The sequence below is a fragment of the Streptomyces sp. NPDC060035 genome, from assembly GCF_042736635.1.
Classification (GTDB): Bacteria; Actinomycetota; Actinomycetes; order Streptomycetales; family Streptomycetaceae; genus Streptomyces.
The window spans coordinates 25,338-48,196 of the sequence record NZ_JBHWVO010000020.1 but is presented as its reverse complement, the minus strand read 5'-3'; the positions used below and the strand labels follow the sequence as shown (position 1 = coordinate 48,196).

General features: G+C 70.6%; 20 protein-coding genes. 11 read left to right on the top strand and 9 right to left on the bottom strand.

Going from position 1 to position 22,859, the window contains the following annotated elements:
* Nucleotides 1-10 precede the first annotated feature (10 nt).
* A complete protein-coding gene (locus ACFWBQ_RS27575) occupies nucleotides 11-793 on the bottom strand; it encodes an SDR family NAD(P)-dependent oxidoreductase (protein WP_385500766.1) in 783 nt (260 codons plus the stop codon).
* Nucleotides 790-2,109, bottom strand: coding sequence for an acyl-CoA dehydrogenase family protein (locus ACFWBQ_RS27570; RefSeq protein WP_385500759.1), 1,320 nt, complete (start codon nucleotides 2,107-2,109; stop codon nucleotides 790-792). The genes ACFWBQ_RS27575 and ACFWBQ_RS27570 overlap by 4 nt, the downstream gene beginning before the upstream one ends.
* Nucleotides 2,110-2,295: 186 nt before the next feature.
* On the opposite strand from ACFWBQ_RS27570, the gene ACFWBQ_RS27565 reads away from it, so the two are divergent.
* The 8 genes from ACFWBQ_RS27565 (at nucleotide 2,296) to ACFWBQ_RS27530 (ending at nucleotide 11,110) form a co-directional block, all read left to right on the top strand.
* The gene (locus ACFWBQ_RS27565) at nucleotides 2,296-3,060 is read left to right on the top strand and encodes a crotonase/enoyl-CoA hydratase family protein (protein ID WP_385500754.1); all 765 of its coding nucleotides are present in this window, start codon (nucleotides 2,296-2,298) and stop codon (nucleotides 3,058-3,060) included.
* Between the two features lie 186 nt (nucleotides 3,061-3,246).
* Nucleotides 3,247-4,446, top strand: a complete 1,200-nt coding sequence (locus ACFWBQ_RS27560; protein ID WP_385500750.1) for a cytochrome P450 — start codon at nucleotides 3,247-3,249, stop codon at nucleotides 4,444-4,446.
* Nucleotides 4,447-4,478: 32 nt separating this feature from the next.
* The gene (locus ACFWBQ_RS27555; protein ID WP_385500746.1) at nucleotides 4,479-4,940 is read left to right on the top strand and encodes a VOC family protein; all 462 of its coding nucleotides are present in this window, start codon (nucleotides 4,479-4,481) and stop codon (nucleotides 4,938-4,940) included.
* 337 nt (nucleotides 4,941-5,277) lie between these two features.
* The gene (locus ACFWBQ_RS27550; RefSeq protein ID WP_385501103.1) at nucleotides 5,278-6,327 is read left to right on the top strand and encodes a zinc-binding dehydrogenase; all 1,050 of its coding nucleotides are present in this window, start codon (nucleotides 5,278-5,280) and stop codon (nucleotides 6,325-6,327) included.
* 105 nt (nucleotides 6,328-6,432) lie between these two features.
* A complete protein-coding gene (locus ACFWBQ_RS27545; protein ID WP_385500742.1) occupies nucleotides 6,433-7,575 on the top strand; it encodes an acyl-CoA dehydrogenase family protein in 1,143 nt (380 codons plus the stop codon).
* 9 nt (nucleotides 7,576-7,584) lie between these two features.
* The gene (locus ACFWBQ_RS27540; protein WP_385500734.1) at nucleotides 7,585-8,838 is read left to right on the top strand and encodes an acyl-CoA dehydrogenase family protein; all 1,254 of its coding nucleotides are present in this window, start codon (nucleotides 7,585-7,587) and stop codon (nucleotides 8,836-8,838) included.
* The gene (locus ACFWBQ_RS27535; protein ID WP_385500727.1) at nucleotides 8,835-9,818 is read left to right on the top strand and encodes an NADPH:quinone oxidoreductase family protein; all 984 of its coding nucleotides are present in this window, start codon (nucleotides 8,835-8,837) and stop codon (nucleotides 9,816-9,818) included. Before ACFWBQ_RS27540 ends, ACFWBQ_RS27535 begins: the two co-directional genes overlap by 4 nt.
* A 26-nt stretch (nucleotides 9,819-9,844) precedes the next feature.
* Complete coding sequence (locus ACFWBQ_RS27530; RefSeq protein WP_385500715.1) at nucleotides 9,845-11,110, top strand: MaoC family dehydratase N-terminal domain-containing protein; 1,266 nt, start codon at nucleotides 9,845-9,847, stop codon at nucleotides 11,108-11,110.
* A 100-nt stretch (nucleotides 11,111-11,210) separates the two neighbouring features.
* Here the strand turns inward: ACFWBQ_RS27530 and ACFWBQ_RS27525 are convergent, their stop codons facing one another.
* From ACFWBQ_RS27525 to ACFWBQ_RS27515, 3 genes are all read right to left on the bottom strand, one after another.
* Nucleotides 11,211-12,707, bottom strand: a complete 1,497-nt coding sequence (locus ACFWBQ_RS27525) for a FadR/GntR family transcriptional regulator (protein WP_385500705.1) — start codon at nucleotides 12,705-12,707, stop codon at nucleotides 11,211-11,213.
* A gap of 128 nt (nucleotides 12,708-12,835) precedes the next feature.
* Nucleotides 12,836-13,606 carry an SDR family NAD(P)-dependent oxidoreductase gene (locus tag ACFWBQ_RS27520; protein WP_385500697.1) on the bottom strand — a complete coding sequence of 257 codons (771 nt, stop codon included), beginning with the start codon at nucleotides 13,604-13,606 and terminating at the stop codon, nucleotides 12,836-12,838.
* Nucleotides 13,607-13,632: 26 nt separating this feature from the next.
* The gene (locus ACFWBQ_RS27515) at nucleotides 13,633-14,721 is read right to left on the bottom strand and encodes an acyl-CoA dehydrogenase family protein (protein ID WP_385500686.1); all 1,089 of its coding nucleotides are present in this window, start codon (nucleotides 14,719-14,721) and stop codon (nucleotides 13,633-13,635) included.
* A gap of 180 nt (nucleotides 14,722-14,901) precedes the next feature.
* Here ACFWBQ_RS27515 and ACFWBQ_RS27510 point away from each other — a divergent pair, with 180 nt between their 5' ends.
* On the top strand, nucleotides 14,902-16,101 hold the full coding sequence (locus tag ACFWBQ_RS27510) for an acyl-CoA dehydrogenase family protein (protein ID WP_385500679.1): 1,200 nt from the start codon (nucleotides 14,902-14,904) through the stop codon (nucleotides 16,099-16,101).
* 12 nt (nucleotides 16,102-16,113) lie between these two features.
* On the opposite strand, the gene mftR is transcribed toward ACFWBQ_RS27510, so the two are convergent.
* Nucleotides 16,114-16,743, bottom strand: coding sequence for a mycofactocin system transcriptional regulator (gene mftR, locus ACFWBQ_RS27505; RefSeq protein WP_385500667.1), 630 nt, complete (start codon nucleotides 16,741-16,743; stop codon nucleotides 16,114-16,116).
* Between the two features lie 312 nt (nucleotides 16,744-17,055).
* Between mftR and mftE the strand changes: the two genes are divergently transcribed.
* Together mftE and ACFWBQ_RS27495 are read left to right on the top strand one after the other, a co-directional pair.
* The gene (mftE, locus tag ACFWBQ_RS27500) at nucleotides 17,056-17,784 is read left to right on the top strand and encodes a mycofactocin biosynthesis peptidyl-dipeptidase MftE (RefSeq protein WP_385500656.1); all 729 of its coding nucleotides are present in this window, start codon (nucleotides 17,056-17,058) and stop codon (nucleotides 17,782-17,784) included.
* Between the two features lie 55 nt (nucleotides 17,785-17,839).
* The gene (locus tag ACFWBQ_RS27495) at nucleotides 17,840-19,186 is read left to right on the top strand and encodes a CoA transferase (RefSeq protein WP_385500646.1); all 1,347 of its coding nucleotides are present in this window, start codon (nucleotides 17,840-17,842) and stop codon (nucleotides 19,184-19,186) included.
* 9 nt (nucleotides 19,187-19,195) lie between these two features.
* Here the strand turns inward: ACFWBQ_RS27495 and ACFWBQ_RS27490 are convergent, their stop codons facing one another.
* Genes ACFWBQ_RS27490 through ACFWBQ_RS27480 form a run of 3 tightly spaced genes read right to left on the bottom strand, consistent with a single transcriptional unit; the run spans nucleotide 19,196 to nucleotide 22,687 of the window.
* Nucleotides 19,196-20,614 carry an amidohydrolase family protein gene (locus ACFWBQ_RS27490; RefSeq protein ID WP_385500640.1) on the bottom strand — a complete coding sequence of 473 codons (1,419 nt, stop codon included), beginning with the start codon at nucleotides 20,612-20,614 and terminating at the stop codon, nucleotides 19,196-19,198.
* Entirely contained in the window at nucleotides 20,595-21,590 is a 996-nt protein-coding gene (locus tag ACFWBQ_RS27485) for an enoyl-CoA hydratase/isomerase family protein (protein WP_385500631.1), read from the bottom strand. Before ACFWBQ_RS27485 ends, ACFWBQ_RS27490 begins: the two co-directional genes overlap by 20 nt.
* A gap of 56 nt (nucleotides 21,591-21,646) precedes the next feature.
* Nucleotides 21,647-22,687 (bottom strand): LLM class F420-dependent oxidoreductase, encoded by a 1,041-nt coding sequence (locus tag ACFWBQ_RS27480; protein WP_385500621.1) that lies wholly within the window; start codon nucleotides 22,685-22,687, stop codon nucleotides 21,647-21,649.
* Nucleotides 22,688-22,859 lie beyond the last annotated feature (172 nt).

Genomic DNA, 22,859 nt, shown 5'->3' with positions numbered 1-22,859 from the left:
GGTGGGCGGTTCAGTACAGCCCGCCGTCTACGCGGATCAGCGCCCCCGTGGTGTAGCTGGAGGCGTCACTCGCGAGGTACAGAGCCGTGCTGACGATCTCCTCGGGGTTGCCGGGACGGCCCAGCGCGTTGCGCGTGCTCGTGCGGGACTCCGGCGCCCACGACTTCGAGACATCCGTGAGGAACGGCCCGGCCGAGATCGTGTTGACCCGCACCGTCGGCCCGTATTCCAGGGCGAAGACGGTGGTTAGGGTGTTCAGCGCCGCCTTGGCTCCGGCGTAGGGCCCGAACCGGGGCTGCGGCAGCAGCGCCCCGGACGAGGAGACGTTGATGATGGAGCCGCCGTCACCGTCGGCCATGCGCTGCCCGACGAGCGACGCGAGCCGGAAGGGGCCCTTGAAGTTGACCCCGATCACCTTGTCGAAGAGCTCCTCGCTCGTCTCGGCCGAGGACGGGGCGAGCGGTGACATACCGGCGTTGTTGACCAGGATGTCGATATGGCCGAACGCCTCGTACGCGGTGTCGACGAGCCGGTCCAGCTCGTCCCAGTGGCCGACGTGGGCCGCCAACGGCAGCGCCCGCCGGCCCAGGTCGCGCACCTCCTTGGCGGCCGCCTCGCAGGCGTCCGGCTTGCGGCTGGTAATGACGACATCGGCGCCCGCGGCGGCGAAGGACCGCACCATCTCCAGACCCAGGCCCCGGCTTCCGCCGGTGACGAGGGCCACCTTGCCGCTCAGATCGAACAACTGACCCGGTGGAAGGGGCGATGTGGGATGCTGCCCGGCCGCCGTCATGCGTTCACCTGTCCCTTCAGACTGTCGTCGCCGATGATGTGTGCGTACCGCTTCCGGGCGGCCTCCAGCTTCGGCGGAATGTGCTCGCTGGGGAACAGACCATCGGCCGGCCGGTACCGCTTGAGCATCTGCTTGGCGACCGTGGTGCGGTGCACTTCGGTCGGGCCGTCGGCGAGGGCCAGGTTCGGTGCGGCCATCCACCACTTCGCGAGGGGTAGCTCGTTGGTCGTGCCCAGCGAGCCGTGCAAGTGCAGCGCCCGCTGGATGACGTCATGCAGCACCTTGGCCATCGCGACCTTGCACATGGCGATCCGGCTGCGGGCGGCGCCGTGCGGCTGGGTGTCGATGATCCAGGCCGTGTGCAGCACGAGCAGCCGGAACTGCTCCAACTCGATCCAGGAGTCCGCGATGAACTGCTGCACGGCCTGCTTGTCGGCGAGCAGGGTGCCCTGCGTACGGCGCGAGAGCGCGCGCTCACACATCATGTCGAAGGCGCGGGTGCACTTGCCGACTGTCCGCATGGCATGGTGCACCCGGCCGCCGCCGAGCCGGGCCTGGGCGACCTTGAACCCCTCGCCGGTGCCCCCGAGCATGGCGTCGAACGGGACCCGGACCTGGTGGTAGCGGATGTAGCCGTGGATCCCCTCGTCGAGGCCGTCCCGTTCGTCCATCGTGCCGACGTTGCGCTTGATCTCGATGCCGGGTGTCTCGGCCGGCACGATGAACATCGACATGCGCTGATGCGGCGGCGCCTCGGGGTCGGTGACGGCAATCACGATGAGGAAGGCCGCGTACCGGGCGTTGGAGGAGAACCACTTCTCTCCGTCGATGACCCACTCCTCGCCCTCGCGCCAGGCCCGGCACACGAACTCCGCGGGGTCCGCCCCAGCTTGAGGCTCCGTCATGGAGAACGTGGAGACGATGTTGCCGTCGAGCAGTGGCCGCAGATAGCGGTCCTTCTGCTCGGCGGTGCCGAACATGGCGAGGATCTCCGCGTTCCCCGTGTCGGGGGCAGCGGTGCCGAACACCGTGGGCGCCCAGTAGGAGCGGCCCAGGATCTCGTTGAGGTAGGCGAGCTTCACCTGGCCGTAGCCGGGTCCGCCCAGCTCCGCGCCGAGATGGCAGGCCCACAGGCCCTGTTCGCGGACCTTCTCCTGCAGTGGCTTGAGGACCGCCCGTGCTTTGTCGTTGGCCGTGTCGTACGGGTCGCCGCCGTGCGGGAACAGCAGGTCCAGTGGCTCGACCTCCGCACGCACGAAGGCTGCCGCCCAGTCCAACTTGGCCTGGAAGTCGGGTTCGATCGAGAAATCCAGCATCGGCCCTCCGGGCGAGACGTCGCGAGAATCCTTAAAGGTCAGATCTGAACAGATCAGTGTCAGGAATTTATCCCTACTTCGATGTTGAGTCCACAGCTAGGGGCCAAAGGTGTCATTTAAGGCTACTGTTTACGAGTGAGCGGGTGTCGTCGAGTGCACCCCGGCCCGGTCCGAACAGGAGGAAGTGTGTCGGAAGAGGTTCTTGTCGAGCGCCGCGGCGCCGTCCAGGTCATCACGATCAACCGTCCCGAGGTGAAGAACGCGATCAACGGCGCCGTGGCGAGGGGAGTCGCCGCCGCGGTGGACGAGCTCGACGCGTCGGACGAGTTGAGGGTCGGGGTCCTCGCCGGCGCGGGGGGAACGTTCAGCGCAGGCATGGACATGAAGGCATGGCTGCGCGGCGAGAGCCCGCGGATCGAGGGGCGGGGGCTGTGCGGCATCACGAGGACCCCGCCACGCAAACCGCTCGTCGCGGCCGTCGAGGGCTGGGCGCTGGCAGGCGGATTCGAGCTGCTGCTCGCCTGCGACCTTGTCGTTGCGGCCCGCACGGCTCGCTTCGGGGTGCCGGAGGTGAAGCGGTCGCTGGTGGCGGCCGGGGGCGCGGCGCTCTTGCTGCCACGCCGCGTGCCCTACGCCATCGCGCTCGAACTCCTGCTGACCGGCGAGCCGTTCGCGGCCGAGCGGGCGGCCGACGTGGGCCTGGTCAACCGGCTCACCGGCGAGGGAGAGGCGCTCGACGGTGCGATCCGGCTCGCCGAGGCGATCGCGGCGAACGGACCCCTCGCCGTGGCGGCGACCAAGCGGATTGCGCGCGCCACCGCGGACTGGACGTGGGAGGAGGGGTGGCGGGAACAGGAGAGGATCACCGACCCGGTGTTCGCCTCCGACGACGCGAAGGAGGGCGCCACCGCGTTCGCCGAGAAGCGGTCGACCACCTGGAGGGGGCGCTGAGGGAGGGGCCTCCGGTCCGCAGGAGCACTGAGCCCGCGCCGCGTTCCTTGCCGCGCAGGCATTGCCGCCGTCTCAAGGCCGGTGGCATGGTGAGGGCAACCTCAAAAGAGGGCTCTCAATTGGCCATGTGCAGGCAAGTCGGCTGGGAGGCTGCCTCGGTGCAGGCCGCCCTGGAGAGGAACTGAGATGAGTACCACGGTCGAGCCCGAGGGCACCCACAAAGGCGTGCCCATGTACAACTTCGACAACAGGGAAGGCGGCCCGGTCCTCAGTCACCAGGAGCAGTGGGACGCGCTGGCGGGCGCGCACTCCGGATTCAGGAGCAGCATTGCGCAGGGCTACTGGGTGGTGACGGACGGCGAAGAGGTCCAGCGGGCACTGCAGGACTGGCAGGCGTTCTCCAATACGTCCGTCACGGCTCTGAACCCGAACCCCACGTTCCTGTGGATCCCCGAGATGCTGGACCCGCCGCAGCACACCGACTGGCGACGCCTCCTGGGTAATGAGTTCTCGCCCAAGGCCGTAGCCGCCCGCGAGCCGGAGATCCGGCAGGTCGCGGTCGAGCTGATCGATGGCCTGAAGGGCGGCGACGGCGCCGAGGTCCTCGACGGATTCGCGCGCCGATTCCCGACACTGATCTTCATGCGACTGATGGGGTTGCCCGAGGAGGACCTGGCTCAATTCCTCGACTGGGTGGACTCCATGCTGCACCTGTCCTTCGAGGAGGACCCGGACCACCGTCGCCAGCTGTCCGCGATGCAGGCTGTGTCGGCGTACTTCGAGGAGCAGATCGCCCTTCGGCGTGCGCACCCCAAGGACGACCTGCTGTCCAGGGCGATGACCTGGGAGATCGACGGCGAGCCGATCAGTGACCGGGACATGCACGCCTTCTGCATCCTGATGTTCCAGGCGGGCTTCGACACGGTCCCCATCGCGATCGGCTGGGCTCTGTACCACTTCGCCACGCACCCTGAGCAGCGCGGCGCGATCGTCGCCGACCCTTCGCTCATAGGGATGAGCGTCGAGGAGATCCTGAGGGTCTACTCGTTCGTCGTCCCGGCCCGTAAGGCCACCAAGGACGTCAAGGTCGGCGGCTGCCCCGTCATGTCGGGCGAGATGGTGATGCTGCCGCTCGCCGTCACCAACCGCGACCCCGAGCGATTCGAGAATCCGCTGGAAGTCGACCCGTACCGCTCCGCGAGCAACCACATTGCCTTCGGCTCGGGCCCGCACCGCTGCCTGGGCTCGCACCTCGCGCGTCTGGAGCTGAACGTGGCGGTGCAGGAGTGGCACAAACGCATCCCGGACTACCGGATCGCGGCCGGTCAGGACCTGGAACAGACCGGGAACATGTACGGCATCAAGTCCCTGCGGCTGGAGTGGTGAGCGGGCGGATGACGACAGGGACGAGGAGCACTATGCCTGCGCTGAGGGCGGCCGATCTCTACCACACCGGGATCGTCGTCCCCGATGTGGAAGCGGCGATGGACCGGATGAGCGAGGTCGCCGGATACCGGTGGACCAAACCCTTGTCTGCCGAGCTGCCGATCTGGATGGCGGACGGAGAAAGGACGCTGACCCTGCGCTACACGTACTCCCTTGACGTCCCGCACATCGAACTCGTCCAGGAGGTGCCCGGCACCCCCTGGACCGCGACCGCACATGCGGCGGCACACCATCTCGGCTACTTCTGTGACGACGTCCCGGAAACGTCGAAGCGACTTGAGGCCGCAGGCTTCGCGCTGGAGGCGTGTGCGGTGACCGACGGCCACGCTCCATCGGTCTTCGCCTACCACCTGGCGCCGACGGGGGAGCGCATCGAGATCGTGGACCGGGCCCTGATGCCTGATTTCCCGGCGTCGTTGCAGTCCAGGACCTAACCTGGCCGGTGGCGGATCGTACTGAGGATGCGGTAGGGCGGATGTCGGCAGCCGCATGACGACGGGTGGGGGTCGGCGGGGGATGGTGGAGCCGTACCTGCCGCCCTCGTGAACCGGGCGGACCATGGAAGCCGGAAGGACCTCCCGCCATGGCCTCTTTGATCCCCACCCCCGTGAAGGGGATCATGGTGGCGGCGATTGGCCTGGTCTCTGCGCGCGGCCCGCGGCCTGGTAGCCGACCGCTGCAAGCCGGTCCGCGCCTGACGGCAGCCCACGTACCTCCCCGCCTTTCCACGGCACCCCTCCAAGATCCCTCCGAGTGAGAGAGAGCCTCTTCGTGGCCACGATGAAGTCGGTCCAGACCGTCCCCGCCAAGCCCGACACGATCGACGTGGTGGAGATCGAGCGGCCGGTGCCTGGCCCGCGTGACGCGCTGATGCGGATCCGTGCCTGCGGCATCTGTGGTACCGACACCTTCTTCGTCCACCTGGGCGGCACCCCCTACGGGGCCGACGACTCCATCGCCTCCCTCCCTCTCGGTCACGAACCGGCCGGCGAGATCGTCGAGGTCGGCACCGAGGTCGCCGACCTGAAGGTAGGGGACCGGGTCGTCGTCAACCCGCAGGGCGCCCCGTCCGGAATCATCGGCTGCGGCGGGGAGCTGGGCGGCATGCGTGACTACCTGCTCATCGAGGACGTCGTCGTCGGCAAGAGCGTCGCGGTCTTCCCGGACGACATGCCCTTCGAGGTGGCTGCGCTGAATGAGCCGATGGCGGTTGCCCGGCACTGCGTCAACCGCTCCGGGGCCACCCCCGACGACAGGGTCGTGATCTTCGGCGCGGGGCCCATCGGCCTCGGTGTCACGATCTGGCTGAAGCTGCGCGGGGTCAGGCACGTGGTTGTCGCCGATGTGATCCCGGGGCGTCTGGAGACGGCCCTGGCCGTCGGCGCGGACGCCGTCATCGACTCGGCCACCGAGGACGTCACGGCCCGCCTGACCGAACTGCACGGCGAGGCCGTCAACTCCCTGGGGCAGCCGCGCGCCGGCACCGACATCTACATCGACGCCGCCGGGGCGCCCGCCGTCTTCAACGCCGTGATCGCCGCGGCGAAGTGGAAGGCGAAGATGGTCATGGTCGCCGTGCAGAAGAAGTCGGACGCGATCGACCTGGGCGGCATGCTCCGCAGTGAACTCACCCTGATCGCCTCCCAGGGCTACCCGACCGAGATCTTCGAGGTGACGGCCGAACTCGCCGCACACCAAGACCGGTTCGCGAAGCTGATCAGTCACCGTGTGCCGTTCGCCGACGTCGGCCGCGCCTTCGAGCTGGCCCGGACGCCGGGCGCGGCGGAGAAGGTCGTGGTCACCTTCGACGGTGAGGCGTAGGGTCGGCGATCAGCCGGGTCCTTAATTAAGTACCCTCTATTTGGTTTTGGGGGTATGGTGTGCCGTGAGCACGGATAGATCCGCTCACGAACGTGGAGGCGCCAGGTGACCCTCACGCACACCAAGGAACATGACGAGCTGCGCTCGGCCTTGCGCCGCCTGCTGGCGGACAAGTCGCCGAGCGTGGCGGTGCGTCACTGGATGGAGTCCTCTGAGGGGTATGACCCCGCGCTGTGGCGCCAGTTGGCCGGGCAGCTCGGCCTCATGGGGATCGCCGTTCCTGAGAAGTACGGCGGCAGCGGCGGTGCAGCAGTCGAACTGGGTGTTGTGCTGGAGGAGTTGGGGCGGTCGCTGCTCCCCTCCCCGTACTTCGCCACCGTAGCCCTCGCAGGCCAGGCGCTCACCGCTTCCGGTGATGCCGCGGCCAAGGCGCGATGGCTGCCGGGCATCGCCGCGGGTGAACTGACCGCGACCGTCGCTGTCGCGGAAGAGAGCGGTTCCTGGCGTATCGAGGACGTGGCCACCACGGCCACCCGCATCGACGGTGAGAGCTGGACGGTGTCCGGCACCAAGATGTTCGTGCTCGACGGAGACACCGTCGGCCTGCTGCTCGTGGTCGCGGTCGCCGACACCGGCCCGGGCCTGTTCGCCGTTCGGAGCGGCACCCCCGAAGTCACGCGGACCCGGCTCGACGCACTCGATCCCACCCGCCGCCTGGCCCGGATCGACCTCGACGGCGCGCCTGCCGTACGGGTGGGACCCGGCGGGGATGCGACGGAGTACCTGCGTACCGTCCTCGACCTTGCGGTGGTCGCGCTGGCGTCCGAGCAGGTCGGCGGAGCCCAGGCGTGTCTGGACGCCGCCGTGGAGTACGCGAAGACGCGGGTGCAGTTCGGGCGCCCCATCGGCTCGTTCCAGGCCGTCAAGCACGCCTGCGCCGACATGCTCCTCGCCGTCGAGGCCGCCCGGTCGGCTGCCCACCACGCCGCGTCCGTCGCGGCCGGGGAGACGGCACGGAAAGCGGCCGGAGAGCCGGCCGAGCTGCCGGCAGCCGCCGTGCTCGCCGCGGCCTACTGCGCGGAGACGTACACCCACGCGGCCAAGCAGAACATCCAGATCCATGGCGGCATCGGCTACACGTGGGAACACGACGCACATCTGCATCTGCGCCGGGCGAAATCGTCGGAGCAACTGCTCGGCGCGCCCGCCGTGCACCGGGCACACCTCGCCGACCTGGTGGGGATCTGAGGGGGCCGGATGACAACGCCAAGAAGCACGAGCACGAGCGCGACCACGAGCGCCGGACGTGCGGCCGGGTTCGGCAGCGATGCCGAGCGCGATACGGAGACCGACGGCCAATTCCGGGTCCGCCTGGAGGAGTTCCTGCGGGCGCACCATCCCGGCCGCCACCCGAAGGACCGCTCCGAGCGGCTCGCCTGGCAGAAGACGTGGCTGGCCACCCTCTATGACGCCGCATACGCGGGGCCCGGCTGGCCGCGCTCGTACGGCGGCATGGAGCTGAGCTTCGCCCGGCAGGTGATCTACCAGGAGGAGTACGCGAAGGCGAGGGTCCCGGGCCCCCTGGGCACGGGACTCGGCATCGCCGCCCCGACCCTCATCACCTACGGGACCAAGGAGCAGAAGGAGCGGTTTCTGCGCCCCATGCTGCGCGGCGACACGGTGTGGGCGCAGGGGTACTCCGAACCCGAAGCCGGCTCGGACCTGCCCGCTCTGCGTACGACGGCGCGCCACGACGGCGATGCGTACCTCGTCAACGGGCAGAAGGTGTGGACGAGTTCGGCCGACATCGCCGACATCCTCTTCACCCTGGTACGCACCGGCACCCCCGAGTCACGTCAGCGCGGCATCACCTACCTGCTCATCGACGCCCACGCGCCGGGCGTCACGGTGCGGCCGCTGCGCGATCTGACCGGGGACGCGCACTTCTGCGAGGTCTTCTTCGACGACGTCCGCGTGCCGCTGTCCGACCGGATCGGTGAGGAGAACGGCGGCTGGCCGCTCGTGCGCACCAGCCTCGGGCACGAGCGCGCCGCGGGTGCCATGAACCAGGCCGCCCGCTACCGCCGGGTGCTCGACGAACTGATCGACCTGGCCCGCGAGCGCGGGGCGAGCACCGATCCCCGGGTCCGCGACCGGCTCGCCGACTTCGAGACCCGGGTACGCATCATGCGCTACACGGGAATGCGAACGATCTCCGACATCATGACCAAGGGCGAGCCGGGGCCGGCCTCGTCGACGGCTCGGCTGTTCATCGTCACCTTCGAGCAGGAACTTCACGAGTTCGCCCTTGACCTGCTCGGCTCCTACGGCCTGCTCGGCCGCGGCGACCCGCATGCCGTGCAGCGCGGGCGGTGGGTCTGGGGTTTCCTGCGCACCAGGGCGTCCACGATCGGCGCGGGGACGGCGGAGATCCAGCGCAACACCATCGCCGAACAGGTCCTCGGACTGCCCCGCGACCCTGCCATGCCCACCGTGGACGGCCGGCGATGAGGGCCGCGCGCTGCACCTCCTACGGGAAGCCGAGCGGGATCGAGGTCACCGAGACCGACGACCTGGAACCGGGCCCGGGCGAGGTCCTGGTCCGGGTGCACGCGGCGGCCGTCAACTACCCCGACGTCCTCGTCGCGGCCGACCGCTACCAGGTATCGGCCCCCCTGCCCTTCACGCCCGGCAGCGAGTTCGCCGGCGTCGTCGCCGCGTTGGGGGAGGGGGTGACCGGGCCACCCGTCGGGTCGCCCGTGGCCGGCGCCGTGTTCACCGGGGCCTTTGCCGAGCAGGTGGTGGCCCCCGTGGTGGCGCTGCGGCCGATCCCCGACGGCCTCGACATGGTGCATGCGGCCGCCTTCCACGTGGCGTACGGCACCGCCTACCACGCCCTGGTGACGGTGGGTGGCGCCGTCGCGGGGGAGTGGGCGGCGGTGCTCGGAGCCGCAGGCGGGGTCGGTTCGGCCACCGTCGACGTCGCATCCCGTCTGGGGCTGCACGTCGTGGCGGCCGCGTCGAGTCCTCAGCGGCTCGCCGTCGCGCGCGAGCTCGGCGCGGAGCAGGGCATCGACTACGTACACGAGGACCTCAAGGCCCGGCTACGGGAGGTGACCGGCGGCGACGGCGTGCACCTGGTGGTCGACCCGGTCGGCGGCGACCATGCCGAGGCCGCCTTGCGGGCACTGCGGCGGCACGGCCGGTTCATTACGGTCGGCTACGCCGACGGCCGCATCCCCCGTATACCGCTCAACCTCGTACTGCTCAAGAACGCGATCATACGCGGCTTCGAGGCCCGAATGATGCGCGAGGAGGCGCCGGAGGCGGTCGCGGCGGCCCAGCACGCGCTGGCCGGGATGGTCCGCGACGGTATGCGGCCCATGGTCTCCGAGGTCCATCCGCTGGAGGACGTGGCCGCCGCGCTCACCGCCGTCGCCGAGCGCCGGACCACCGGCAAGGTCGTGCTCGACCTGACCCCGACCCGATGACCTGACCTGACCGAGGAGAGGCCGCGATGACCACCACCACGGATGACCAACAGGCCGAACGGTTCGGTGTGTTGACCGAAGAGGCGTTTCGGCGCTCACGCCGCCGTCTCGGCATCCCGAAGCCGCAGCGCAACCCCCCGCACAACTACGAGGTGAGTTCGGACGGCACCCGCCATTTCGCCTACGGGTACGGCGACGACAACCCGCTCTACTGCGATCCCGCGTACGCGGCACGCACCCGCTGGGGCTCCCTCATCGCCCCGCCGACCTTCCTGTACACCATGGGTGAGGACGCCGCGCCGACGCCCGACCCCTCGACCAAGGCACTCCTGAAGGGCGATCCGTTCGCCGGGCTCGGCTCGTACCAGGCGGTCATGGAGTTCGAGTGGTGGCGGCCGCTCATCCTGGGGGACCGCTGCCGGGTGCTGCAGACCCAGGTGGGCGTGCGGGCCAAGCGCAGCAGCTTCGGCGGGCGCACCGCCCACGTCACCCAGGACTACCTGTACGCCAATGGCCGGGGAGAGATGCACGCGGTGCGCCGGGGCACCTGGATCAACGCGGAACGGCACACCTCACGTAAACGGTCCAAGGAAAAGGTGGAACAAGAGCCTTATACCGAAGACCAGTTGGCGAGGATCGACGCGGCGTATGCGGCCGAGACCCGGCGTGGCGCCGAACCCCGCTACTGGGAGGACGTCGAGATCGGTGAGGAGCTGCAGCCCCGGGTGAAGGGGCCGCTCACCGTCACGGATGTGGTCGTCTGGCATCTGGGCTGGGGCATGCAGCTCACCCCGCCCGGCGCGTTCCGTATCGCCGCGGACGTACGGCGCAAGGCTCCCGGCCTCTACCCGCCCAACCCGCTGGGCATCCCCGACACGGTGCAGCGTCTGCACTGGGAGCCGGAGCGGGCACGGGAGCTCGGCCTGCCGAACCCCTACGACTACGGCGGGATGCGCGAGACGTGGCTCTGCCACTTGCTCACCGACTGGATGGGCGACGACGGCTGGCTGTGGCAACTGCGCTGCGAACACCGCAAGTTCAACTACCTCGGCGACACCACCTGGGTGCGGGGCGAGGTCGTCGACAAACGAAAGGTCGGCGATCGCGCCGAGGTCCACGTCGCGGTGCGCTGCGAGAACCAGCGGGGCGAGGTCACCACCCCTGGTACGGCCATCGTCCTGCTGCCGACCCGTGACCGGGGGGTCGCGCTGCCCGAGCCGCCCGCACCCGGGCTGGACGGCATGGTGACACACGAACTGGCCCGGTTCAGCGTGGGCGATGCGGCGGGCTGAACAACCCGTCTCGCCCTGAGCGGCTGTGGCCAGAGCCTGGTGGTGCACCCCGATTCGGATCAGACCCCTCGGTCCCGGAGCGGGGTTCACCACCAGGCTTTCAGTGCCACCAGGGGATAAGCGCGTCCAGATGACGCCGCATTCGGTGCTGGGCGACACCGGAGTCCCCTGCCAGCACCGCGTCGAGGATCCGCTGGTGCACGTGGGTGACCTCGTTGGCCGCCTTGTCCCCGGGCAGCGACTGGTTCTGGCCCGCAGCGTGCCGGCGGAACAGCTCCGTGATGATGTCAAGGAACAACGACAGGACAGGATTGCCCGCCAGAGCGGCGAGTTCGGAGTGGAAGAGGTCCGCCTTGCGTGGGTCGTCCGCAGGGCCCTCCGTCGGCCAGTGGACAGCCTTGGTGAGCCGCTCGGCCACGTCCTCGTCGCCTTCGGCGTGCCGAGCCGTCACCCGCGCGACCGCGCCGAGCTCCAGGGCGTCCCGGACGATCCGCAGATCGTCGGCGGTCGCGCCCTGGTACTCCAGGAAGAGCGCCATCGTGTCGACGCTGGCCTGCGGCTCGGGTTCGGTGACGATAAGGCCGCCGCCGGGACCGCGCCGCATCCGGGCCACAGAGTGGTACTCCAGGAGCCGCACCGCCTCGCGCAGCGCGGCCCGGCTGATCTGGTAACGGGCCAGGAGGTCGGCTTCGGAGCCGAGGACCGAACCGACCTGCCAGCCCCGCGCGGCGATGTCGTCGTGGATCCACGAGGCAACCACCTCGGCGAGCTTGGCCCGTGGTCTCTCGGCCATCTCCGGCTCGATCACGGTGCCCGTGATCCGCGCGCGGCGCACCCGGTGCTTCTCGATCCAGGCGGCGACCCACTCCAGGTGCGAGGTGAGCAGCGTCTGGGCGCGCCCCCCGTCGCCGGAGATCACCGCGTCGACGATGCCCTGGTGCGCCTCGCGCGAGGCGGTCGCGGCGGACTGGACCTCGGCCTTGGTGATCCGCCGCGAGGTGTGCGCGTAGCGCGCGGTCAGCCGGGTGAGTACGTCGATGTAGAGCTGGAGCACGGGGTTGCCCGACAGCCGGCCGAGCACAGGGTGCAGGGGATCGAGAGCACCCTCGCCCGGCTCGTCCGGCTGGGCGAGTTCGTCGGCGAGGGTGGCGCGGAGCGTGTCGATGCCGTCCTCGGTGAGGCGCTGCGTGGCAAGTCCCGTGGCGATCGGTTCGAGGAGCTGGCGCGCGTGAAGCAGGTCGGTGACGCTCGTTCCGATGTACTCCAGGTAGATCACGATGGAGCGCGTGGCCGGGCCCGCGTCGGGCGCGCACACGATCAGCCCGCCCCCCGGGCCCCGCCGCATCCGGGCCACCTGGTGGTGCTCCACCAGACGCACAGCCTCTCGCAGCACGGATCGGCTGACCCGGTAGTGCTCGCGCAGGTCCTGCTCGGAGCCGAGGGACTCGCCCACGGGCCAGCCGCGCCGCATGACGTCCGCCTCGATGCGAAGTGCGATCTGCGCGGCCAGCTTGCCGACGGGAGAGCTGGTCTCGCCGTCGGCGGAATCAGCCTTCCTGGAGAGGTCGGTGGCTTGGTGGTCGGCGGCGGTCGCCATGGGGGTCAACTCCTCGAGTGACGTTGCGTGCCCTCAGCATAGTGAGCTGGGCCGACAACAGCGGAATCCCGGGCGTTCAGGCGCACTCACCGGCTTGGTTGGGGTCACTGAATCCCCACCTTCGCCGGTCACCTCGGTCCGAAGCGCTGCCCTGCGTCCAGGCGCAGACACTGGCCGTTGAGCATCGGGTTGTCGATGATGGCGAGCACCAGCTTGGCGTACTCCTCGGGATGGCCCAGGCGCTTGGGGAACGCGGCGTCCTGCACCAGCGCGGACTTCACCTCGTCCGAGATCTTCCGCACGGCACCCGTCTCGAAGAGACTCGGCGCGATCGCCATCACGCGGATGCCCAGGGAACCCAGATCGCGGGCCATCGTCAGGCACATCCCGGCGATGGCGGCCTTCGCGGCACCGTAGGCGACCTGCCCGATCTGGCCCTCGAAGGCGGCGATGGAAGCCGTGTTGACGATCACGCCGCGCTCGCCGGTGACATCGGGGTCCTCGGGGGCGTTGCGGCTCATGTGCGCGGCGGCGAGACGGCTGATGTTGAACGTGGCCACCGCGTTGAGGTCGAGGATCCGGCGGAACGTCGCCAGGTCGTGCGGGCCCTGTTTGCCCAGGGTGCGCCGGGCTACGCCGCCGCCCGCGGTGGTGACGGCAACGTGCACTCCGCCGAGCTGGGTGACGGCGTCGGCCAGGGCCCGCTCGGTGCCCTCGAAGTCCGTCACGTCGACCGGATGGAACGTGCCGCCGCACGCGGCCGCGACCTCGGCGCCGTCCGACTCCGGGCGGTCCAGGACGGCCACCTCCGCGCCGCGGGCCGCCAGCAGTTCGGCACTGGCCCGGCCCATGCCGGACGCTCCGCCGAACACGACGGCCTTCTTCCCCTTGATCTCCACTGGCGTTCGTTTCCCTTCGCGCGGTCCTATGTGGGTACGGTTTCGGGCCGGATCAGCGCACTCAACCGGTCGCGATGGACGGCCGCGTCGCCGTACAGCACGGCATCGGTCTTCGCCCGGCGCAGGTGGAGGTGCAGATCGTGTTCCCAGGTGAATCCGATCCCCCCGTGCAGCTGCAGGGCCTCAGCGGCCACTTCGCCGGCCGCGGCACTCGCGTACGACGCGGCCGCACATGCGGCAGCTACGGAGTCGGGCGATCCGGCGTCGGCCGCCATTGCCGCATACGCGGTGGCCGCCCGTGTTCCGTGGACGAGCATCGCCATCGAGGCGCACTTGTGCTTCACCGCCTGGAACGAGCCGAGCGGCCGCCCGAACTGCACCCGCACCTTCATATACGCGACGGTCATTTCGAGCAGGTGGTCCATCACACCGAGGGCGTCTGCCGAAGCCAGCACCGACGCGTCGTCGAGCAGCCGCTGCACCGCGGCGGGGCCGCCGTCCAAGCAACGGTCGAGCGAGACCCGGACGCCGTCGAGCCGCACCTCGTACACCGTCCGGGTCAGATCGAGGACCTGCTGGCGCCGCACGGTGAGACCGGGCGCGTCACGGTCGACGAGGAACGAGGCGGGGACGCCGTCGTGTCGTGCGGTCACCAGGAGCCACTGGGCCCCTTCGGCGTCCTGCACCGTGGTCTTCACGCCGTCGAGGACCACGGTGTCGCCGTCGGTGCGCCGCGCGGTGGCCCCGACCCCGCCAAGTGTCCAGGGCGAACCGGGCTCGGCGAAGGCCCAGGAGGCCCAGGCCGTGCCCTCGGCCAGGGCGGGCAGCACATCCTTGCGCAGGCTCGGCGAGCCGCCGCGTGCCAACGCGCGGGCGACCAGCACGGTGGGCAGGAACGGTACGTGTCCGAGCGATCGGCCCACCTCCTCGGCCACCAGGGCGAGCTCGATGAGCCCCTGACCGGTGCCGCCGTACTCCTCGGGCACAGCGAGCCCCGGCCAACCGACCCCGGCCGCGAGCCGCCACAGGGCGGGGTCGGCCGGGGAGTGGTCGCGCAGGAGGTCGCGGGACGCCGCACGGAGCATTGCCTGTTCATCGCTGAGCTCGAAGTCCACGCATCACCACCCGGGTCGAGGGCCCATCGCGTCGGAGTCGACGCAGCAGAAGGAAAGTATCCTCTTTTACTCTTCAGGTCGAGCCTTACCTCGGTAACTTGCAAGGCCGAATCGGTTGATGGCTGCCTTAGAGTGACCTCATCATGGTTGTGACCCTAGATCTCAGATACGAGGAGAGCCATGCGGCTTGAGTCCACTCCGGACCTGGAGGCGTTCCGCCTCACGGTCCGGGCGTTCATCGCCGAACACACCCCGGGGACCAAGGTGCACACGGGTGTCCGCGCACCCGAGCCCGAGCTCATGCCGGCGATCCGGGCCTGGACCGCCGCGTTGTACGAGGCGGGGTTCCTCGGCATCGACTGGCCTGCTCCGTACGGAGGACGTCCGGACGCGCATCCCCTTGAACCGTTCATCGTGGCCGAGGAGATCGCCCGCGCCCGCACCTGGCCACCGGTCGGCGCCGCGGCGCTCTCCGCGGCCGCGCTGATCGAGTTCGGCACCGAAGAGCAGCGGGACCGTTTCCTGCCCCGCATCCGCAGCGGTGCGGACGTGTGGTGCCAGTTGTTCAGCGAGCCGGGCGCGGGCAGCGACCTCGCGGCCCTCTCGACCCGGGCCCGACGCGAGGGCGACGGCGACGGCGCTGTGTACGTGGTCGACGGGCAGAAGGTGTGGACCACCAACGGCCAGCACGCCGACATGGGATACCTGCTGGCGCGCACCGACCCCGACGCCTCCCCGCATCGGGGTATCACGGCCTTCGCCCTCTCCATGCGCAGCCCGGGCGTCGAAATACGGCCGCTGCGCGAGATCACCGGTACCACTGACTTCAACGAGGTGTTTCTCGACGGCGTCCGGATCCCCGCCGCCAACGTCATCGGGGAGGTCAATGCCGGGTGGCGGGTGGCGATGAGCAGCCTCGGGCATGAGCGCTCGGGCGTCGCTGCCCGCGGCACCGAACTGCTCGCCACGCTGGAGGACCTGGCGGCCCTCGCGGAGCGCACCCCGGCCGGTGCGGGCAGTGCCCTCGACGACTCCGCGACGCGGCAGACGATCGGCGAACTGGCGACCCGGGTGCGCGTCAACGCCGCGCTCGTCGCTCTCGCGCAGTCGCGGATGCTGCACGGCACCGAGCAGCCCGCCGACGCCCCGATCGGCAAGATCTTCTTCAGTGAACTCAACCACGACCTGGTCGACTTCGGCATGCGACTGCAGGGCACGGATGGTCTGCTCACCGAGGGCGACCCGGGTGCGGTGGCGGACGGCTGGTGGGCCGACGCGTACCTTTACGCCCGCGCCTACACGATCGCCGGCGGCGCCAACGAGGTGCTGCGCACCCAGATCGCGGAGCGGGGGCTGGGGCTGCCCCGCGAGCCGCGCTGACCGCCCGTCCCGTCAGGGGCGGGGTTCGTGGGCCTGCAGTCCCGGGCCGATCGCCCGCAGTGCCTCGTCCAGGAAGGAGCACAGGTCCGCGTCGTCCTGGCGCAGCCACTGCTGGTACGCGGCGACGGAAGCGCCCAGGCAGATGTGCGCGACGAGTTGGGGCAGCCAGGAGTCGTGCGCCTGCCCGAGTCGGTGCGCGGCGAACTCGGCGACCACCGCCCGCCAGGAGGCGTAGCGGAGTGTGGAGTGCGCCTGCAGCGCGGGGATGTCCAGGATCAGCGACATGCGCAGGCGGTGCCACGGCAGCTGTTCGGCATCGAACCGGTTGAACTCCACGATGGTCTCGCGTAGCGCGTCCATCATCGGCGTCTCGCGCGGATATCCGGCGAGCAGCGCCCTCATCTGTTCCAGTTCGCCGTCGAAGTCGCCCCAGGCGACATCGTTCTTCGACCGGTAGTAGCGGAAGAAGCTGCGTCGGCTGACCCCGGCGGCGTTCGCGATGTCCTCCACCGTGACCTCGTCGAATCCGCGGTCGGCGAAGAGTCGCAGTGCGTGCTGCTCAAGCTGGGCGCGGGACGTCAGCGGCTTGCGGCCGGTGCGGTTGGAGCGGTCGGCGGACGGCCGGCTCGACGAATTCAGCAAGCTCTCTTCCTTTCGGCACGGGGTGCCATTACGGTGCCAGGCGGAGAGAGCGTCTGTGCCCCGTGTGTGGCCTCGCGACTTCGAGGCCTTGTCGCCTGCTGGAAGAGGGAGTTTCTCATGACTACGACTACCACGGCCACGGACCAGCTCACCCCGTCGGCGCCGCCCTGTTCCATGCCCCCGCTCCCTTAGCTCAGAGGTACGTTTCATGTCGAACCGGTCGTTCGAGTCCGTCGCGCACGCGCAGCAACGCGCCGAGAGGCGGCGGACGAGGCCTGCTGTCACCCGGGCGCCGGCCGCTACGGTGCCGGCATGACCACGCGCGCACACGCCGACGACCTGGCGGGCAGGCCCTGGCCGACTGTGCCGCGGCGGCCGATGGTCCTCATACCGGTCGGCTCCTTCGAACAGCATGGGCCCCATCTGCCTCTGGACACCGACACCCGGATCGCCGACGCCGTGGCGCACGGCGCTGCGCGCCGGCTCAAAGTCCAGCGGCCGGAGGACACCGTGCTGGTCGCACCGCCCATCACGTTCACCGCCAGCGGAGAACACCAGGACTTCCCCGGCACCATCTCCATCGGCCACGAGGCGCTGCGCTTCATGCTGGTCGAGCTCGTCCGCTCACTCTCGCTGTGGTCAGGCCGCGTCGTATTCGTCAATGGCCACGGGGGCAATGTCGGTTGTCTCCAGCGCGTGGTTGCGGAGATGGCCGAGGAGGGGCGGGACGTCGTATGGGTTCCCTGCGAGCCGCCCGGTGGCGACGCCCACGCCGGGCGCACTGAGACCTCTCTGCTGCTCCATCTCGCCCCGGACCACGTGGACATGGCGGCAGCGGTATGCGGAAACACCACCCCCATCCGGGAGTTGATGCCCGCGTTGCGTGCCAACGGGGTGCGCGGCGTGTCGCCGACGGGAGTGCTCGGCGACCCGACCGGCGCGACGGCTCAAGCGGGCGCACAGCTCCTGGACGAGCTCGTCGCCGACATCGCCCGCCGCATCGACGCGACACATGCGAACGCAGAGAGGGCCTCGCAGTGACGGGGCAGGACAGCAGGGTCGCGATGCATCTGCGGGGCGGACAGAAGACGAGCCGGTGAGAGACGAACCACCGGCCCAGACCGTTCGACGCTGGTTGAGCGGCATCGGGCAGGTGTCGGTGGAGCCGGACACCGGCACGGCCGTCACCTGCCCGTACCTGGAGTGGGCGGCGTGCGGGGCCATGGTCCTGACCGGCGAAGCGGACGGGCCGCCCCTCATGGCACCCGGTTCGATGCTGCCCCTGGTGCACGCGGTCAGCCGCACGCTGGCCCGGCTGACCGCGGCGCCGGTCCGTATCGACCCCGGCCTCCTGCTGGGCGCGCGCGCGGGCGCCCTCGGCCTCACGCGGCGGGGAGTTGTCAGCGCGGGCGGGGCAACACGTCTGCTGCCCACCGCTGACGGCTGGTGCGCGCTGACCCTCAGCCGCCCCGACGACCTCGACCTCCTGCCGGCGATCCTGGAGCGCGACGACGTCCGCGATCCCTGGAGCGAGCTCGGCGACGCGGCACGGCAGACAACGGCGGCGCAGTTCGTGGCCCGCGTACGCCTGTTCGCGGTACCCGCCGCTGTCCTCCCCGCCCGGCCTCGGGAGCCGTCCGCGCCCTGGCGGGTCTCGCCGCTCGCCCCGCCGGCCGTGCGGGCCAGCCCGCTCGACGGCGCCCTCGTCGTGGACTTCTCCTCGATGTGGGCCGGTCCCCTGTGCGCCCGGCTGCTCGGCCTGGCCGGCGCCCAGGTTGTCAAGGTCGAGAGCACCCGGCGGCCGGACGGCGCACGCGCCGGGGACCGTGGCTTCTACGACTGGCTGCACGCGGGCCACGAGAGCGTCGCCGTCGACTTCACCTCGCCGCACGGGCGTGCGGCGCTCGCCGCTCTGGTGCGCGCCGCCGACGTGGTGATCGAGGCATCCCGGCCACGCGCCCTCGCCCAGTTGGGCCTGGATCCGGAACACCTCGACCACCGGCCCGGCACAGTATGGATCAGCATCACCGGGTACGGCCGCAGCCTGCCGGACAGGGTCGCCTTCGGTGACGACGCCGCGGTCGCCGGGGGGCTGGTGGGCCGGTCGGGAGGACGTCCGGTGTTCTGCGCAGACGCGATCGCGGATCCGCTGACGGGGCTGGTCGCCGCGCTGGGCGCGGCCGGTGCGCTGCGCGCGGGCGGTGGGCAGCTGGTCGACGTCTCCATGAGGGATGTGGCGGCCGCGTTCGCGGCGGCGCCCCAGGTGTCGCACGGTCCCCACAGGGTGCGCACCGGAGCGGCCGGAACGGTGGTCGAATGCGCCGCCTCGGGACGGACACAGGCGGTGCTTCCAGCTCGTGCGCCCATCGCGCCACCCTGGGCGGCGGGCCTGGGCGCGGACACCGACCGGGTGCTGGCGCGGCTGGAGCCTGGCGTCGCGTGACCAGGCCGGTCAGTCCCGACCGTCCGCGCAGTACACCAGCTGTCCCGCGATGAGCGTGGCGCGTACGTGTCGCGCGTGCGGTGCCCGTAGGGCGTCCGTGAGCGGCCGGTCAAGGAGCACCAGATCCGCCGCCGAACCCACCGCGATCCGGCGCGGGGGCCCGCCCGGGTCGTCGAGCGGAGCGAGCATGCCGCGCAGAACGTCCCGGGCCGGGAGCCGTTCGTCCGGGCCCAGCACGCGACCGGACGGTGTGTGCCGGCCGGCGGCGGCGCGCAGGCAGGCCCAGGGGTCCAGGTCCCCGTACGGGGCGTCGCTGCTGGGCGCGACCCGCACCCCGGCTCGTACAAGAGTGCCGTAGCGCCACAGGTCCACGCGGTCACAGGGTTCGGCCCGCTGCCAGTAGTCGTCGCCATGCAGCGCCACCAGGGTCGGCTGGGTGACCACGCGGACTCCCCGGCGCGCCAGTTCCTTGGCCGTGGCCGGATCGACCACGGCACCGTGCTCGACGCGGTCGCCGTCGCACACGCCGGCCTGGTCGAGTGCCGCCAGTGTCAGGGCCAGCGCGACACGGCTCACGCAGTGCACGGCGACCGCCCGGCCCACGGCATGGGCCCGCGCGATACGCCCGGTCAGGTCGTCCAGGTCGGGCAGCTCGTGGTCGGTGACGACGACCTTGACAGGGCCGACGCTCAGCCGGGGATGGCGCGGGGCACCAGCCCCCTCCGCCATCACCATGACGTACTGCGGCAGCTCACCGCCGCGTACGGCCGCGAAGGCGGCCTCAGCAGCCGTGGCGTCCGGCGTGGCGTCCGCGACATGAGTGAGTCCGAGGGCGGCGAGCCGAGCGCCGAGCGACCGCAGGGACGGGGGCCTCGCGTCGAGGACGTCGCGCAGCCATCTGTCGGCGCGCCACAGCCGGCCGGTGGGCCGTCCCTCGCGGTCGCGCTCGATGCCCGCGTGTGAGGCGTGATCGGCGCCGAGCCGGGCGAGCCCGGCGGAGTTGACCGACCACAGGGCACCGGAGCGGTGCTGCAGGCGCATGGGAACCGAGCCGCGGCACGCGTCGAGGGTGTCGCGGTGCAGATCTCCATGGGCCACCTCGTCGTGACCGACCACGCGGACCCAGCCGTCCTCGCCCGGGTCCGCCCCCGCCAGCGCCGCCGCCAGTTCCCCGCGGGAGAGAGCGGACACATCGAGCGATGTCTCCCGGGCCGCTGTCGCCGTGAGATGCAGATGGTGGTCGGCGAGGCCCGGCAGAAGTGCCCCGCCGTCTCCTCCAATCACCAACTCGCCTGGTGCTGGGCGCAGTTCGTGGCCGATCTGGGCGACGCGGCCGCGGCGGATACGGCAGTCGGCCCTCGCCCCGTGCGGGTGGACCTCCACGTCGCGCAGGAGGATGCCCGCCGCGTCACGCCGCATGGTCGGCATGGGCGTCCTCGATCGCGTCCACCAGGCCCCAGCGCAGGGCGGTCCCGGCGCCGACCCGGGCCCCGCTCACCATCATCCACGCGGCCCGCCACCGGCCTATGCGCCGGGGCACGCTCACGGTTCCGCCGGCGCCGGGTACCAGGCCCATCTCCATCTCCGGCAGGGCGAAGAACGTCTGCGGCGCGGCCACCACCCGGCCCGCGAAGGCCGCCATCTCGATGCCCGCGCCCACGGCCGCCCCCTGCACCCGGACCGTCACACGATCCCGCAGCCGGTCCAGGAGCCGCCACGGCGCCCGGTCGAGGCGTACCAGATAGGCGGCGACGAGGTCCCGGGCCTGACCGAACTCGGCCAGATCGCCGCCGCTGCAGAACACCGGCCCCTCACCGGCGAGTTCGACCCGCTCCACCGTGGTGTCGAGGGCTGCTACCTCCAGTGCCCCGTACAATTCCTCCCGCATCCGAAACCCGAACGCGTTGCGCCGCTCCGGCCGGTCGAGCACGAGCGAGAGCTCCGCGTCCGTGCGCCGCAGGCGTACGAACGGGCGGTCGGCGTCGACAACGACGGGCCGGGGGGCGGGCCGGGCGGACAGCCATGCCGCGAACTCCTCCCCGCCCAGCAGCATCGAGTAGGTGGCCGCCTCCGCGGCGAGACCCGCGAGGGTGCCGGTCGGCGGTGCCCCGCGCAGCAACTGCCCGAGGGCCATGGCGGCTCGCGGACGCCGGGCGACGGCCTCGGCCAGCGCGGCGTACTCCTTCCAGGGATCCGGTACGCGCACCAACTGGCGGGCCTCGGCGTCGAGATGATGGCCCACAAGGGTGAACGTGAGCGCGTCGAGCAGCGGTCGCAGCCGCGGAGGTGGCTGCCGGGTCGCGACGCCAACGGTGAGGGGCAGGGAGTCCGCTGCGCGGGCGGCGGCCGCGGTGATCTCGCTCGCGGGCGCCTGGTGCCAGTCGTCGATCACCAGGCGGCGCACCGCCCTTCCCGGCCGCCCATCGGGCTCCAGCCCCAGCCCGTTGTTGGCGAAGGGCACTACAGGGCCCAGGACTTGAGAAGTTCCACGTCGGCGAGTCGCCGCTCGTGGGTGCGTGCCACGGGTGTGACGCGGAGCGTGCTGACGCCTGCGGCGCGGAACGCCTCTACGCGCTCGGCGACATGGGAGGCAGCGCCGATCAGCGAGGTTGCCCGCAGCAGGTCTTCCGGGATCGCCGCCGCGGCCTCCTCCTTGCGCCCGGACAGGTATAGGTCCTGGACGGTGTCAGCCTCGGACTCGTAGCCGTAGCGGCGGGCGAGGTCGTTGTAGAAGTTGCGGCCTCGAGCACCCATACCCCCAATGTAGAGGGCGAGTTGAGGGCGGGCCAGATCGATCAGGTCGTCGACGTCGTCACCGATGGCCAGCGGCGCCGAGACCACGACGTCCAGCGGTCCGAGGGTGGCATCGCGCCGCGCGGATCCTTCGTCCAGTGCGGGACCCCACACCGCGCCGGCCTTCTCCGGGTGGAAGAACATCGGCATCCAGCCCTCGGCGACCTCGGCGGCCAGTGACACGTTCTTCGGGCCGATGGCGGCGAGCAGGATCGGGATGCGCTCACGCACCGGATGGTTGATGAGTTTGAGTGGCTTGCCGAGCCCGGTTCCCTGGTCAGCGGGGAGTGGTATGCGGTAGTGGCGGCCCTCGTGCACCACCGGTTCCCGGCGCCAGACCGTGCGGCAGATGTCGACGATCTCGCGGGTGCGGGCCAGGGGAGCGGTGTACGGCTGCCCGTGGAACCCCTCGATCACCTGCGGCCCGGACGCGCCGATGCCGAGCGTGAACCGACCGTCGGACACATGGTCGAGTCCGGCGGCCGTCATTGCAGTGAGAGAGGGGGTACGGGTGTAGATCTGCAGGATTCCGGAGGCGATCTCCAGGCGTTCCGTGCACGCGGCGATGAAGCCGAGCTGACTGATGGCGTCGAAGGAGTAGGCCTCGGGGACGAACACGATGTCGAGCCCGGCCTTCTCGTAGTCGCCGAGTACGGCGACCGCGTCCCGGAAACCGCCGCTGTAGCTCAAGGTCATTCCGATCCTCATGGCCGTACGGTACAGCCAACAGGCTATTTAGGTACACGGAATGCCGCGAAGTCGGCCCTCAGGGGCTGCTTGTGAGGTAGATAGGTGAAGTATCGTGCCCTCTATTGGGTGCTCGTGCTCGTGAATCCGCCCTGTCCGCGTCCTCCGGAACCGGACGAAGGCGGTCCGGTGA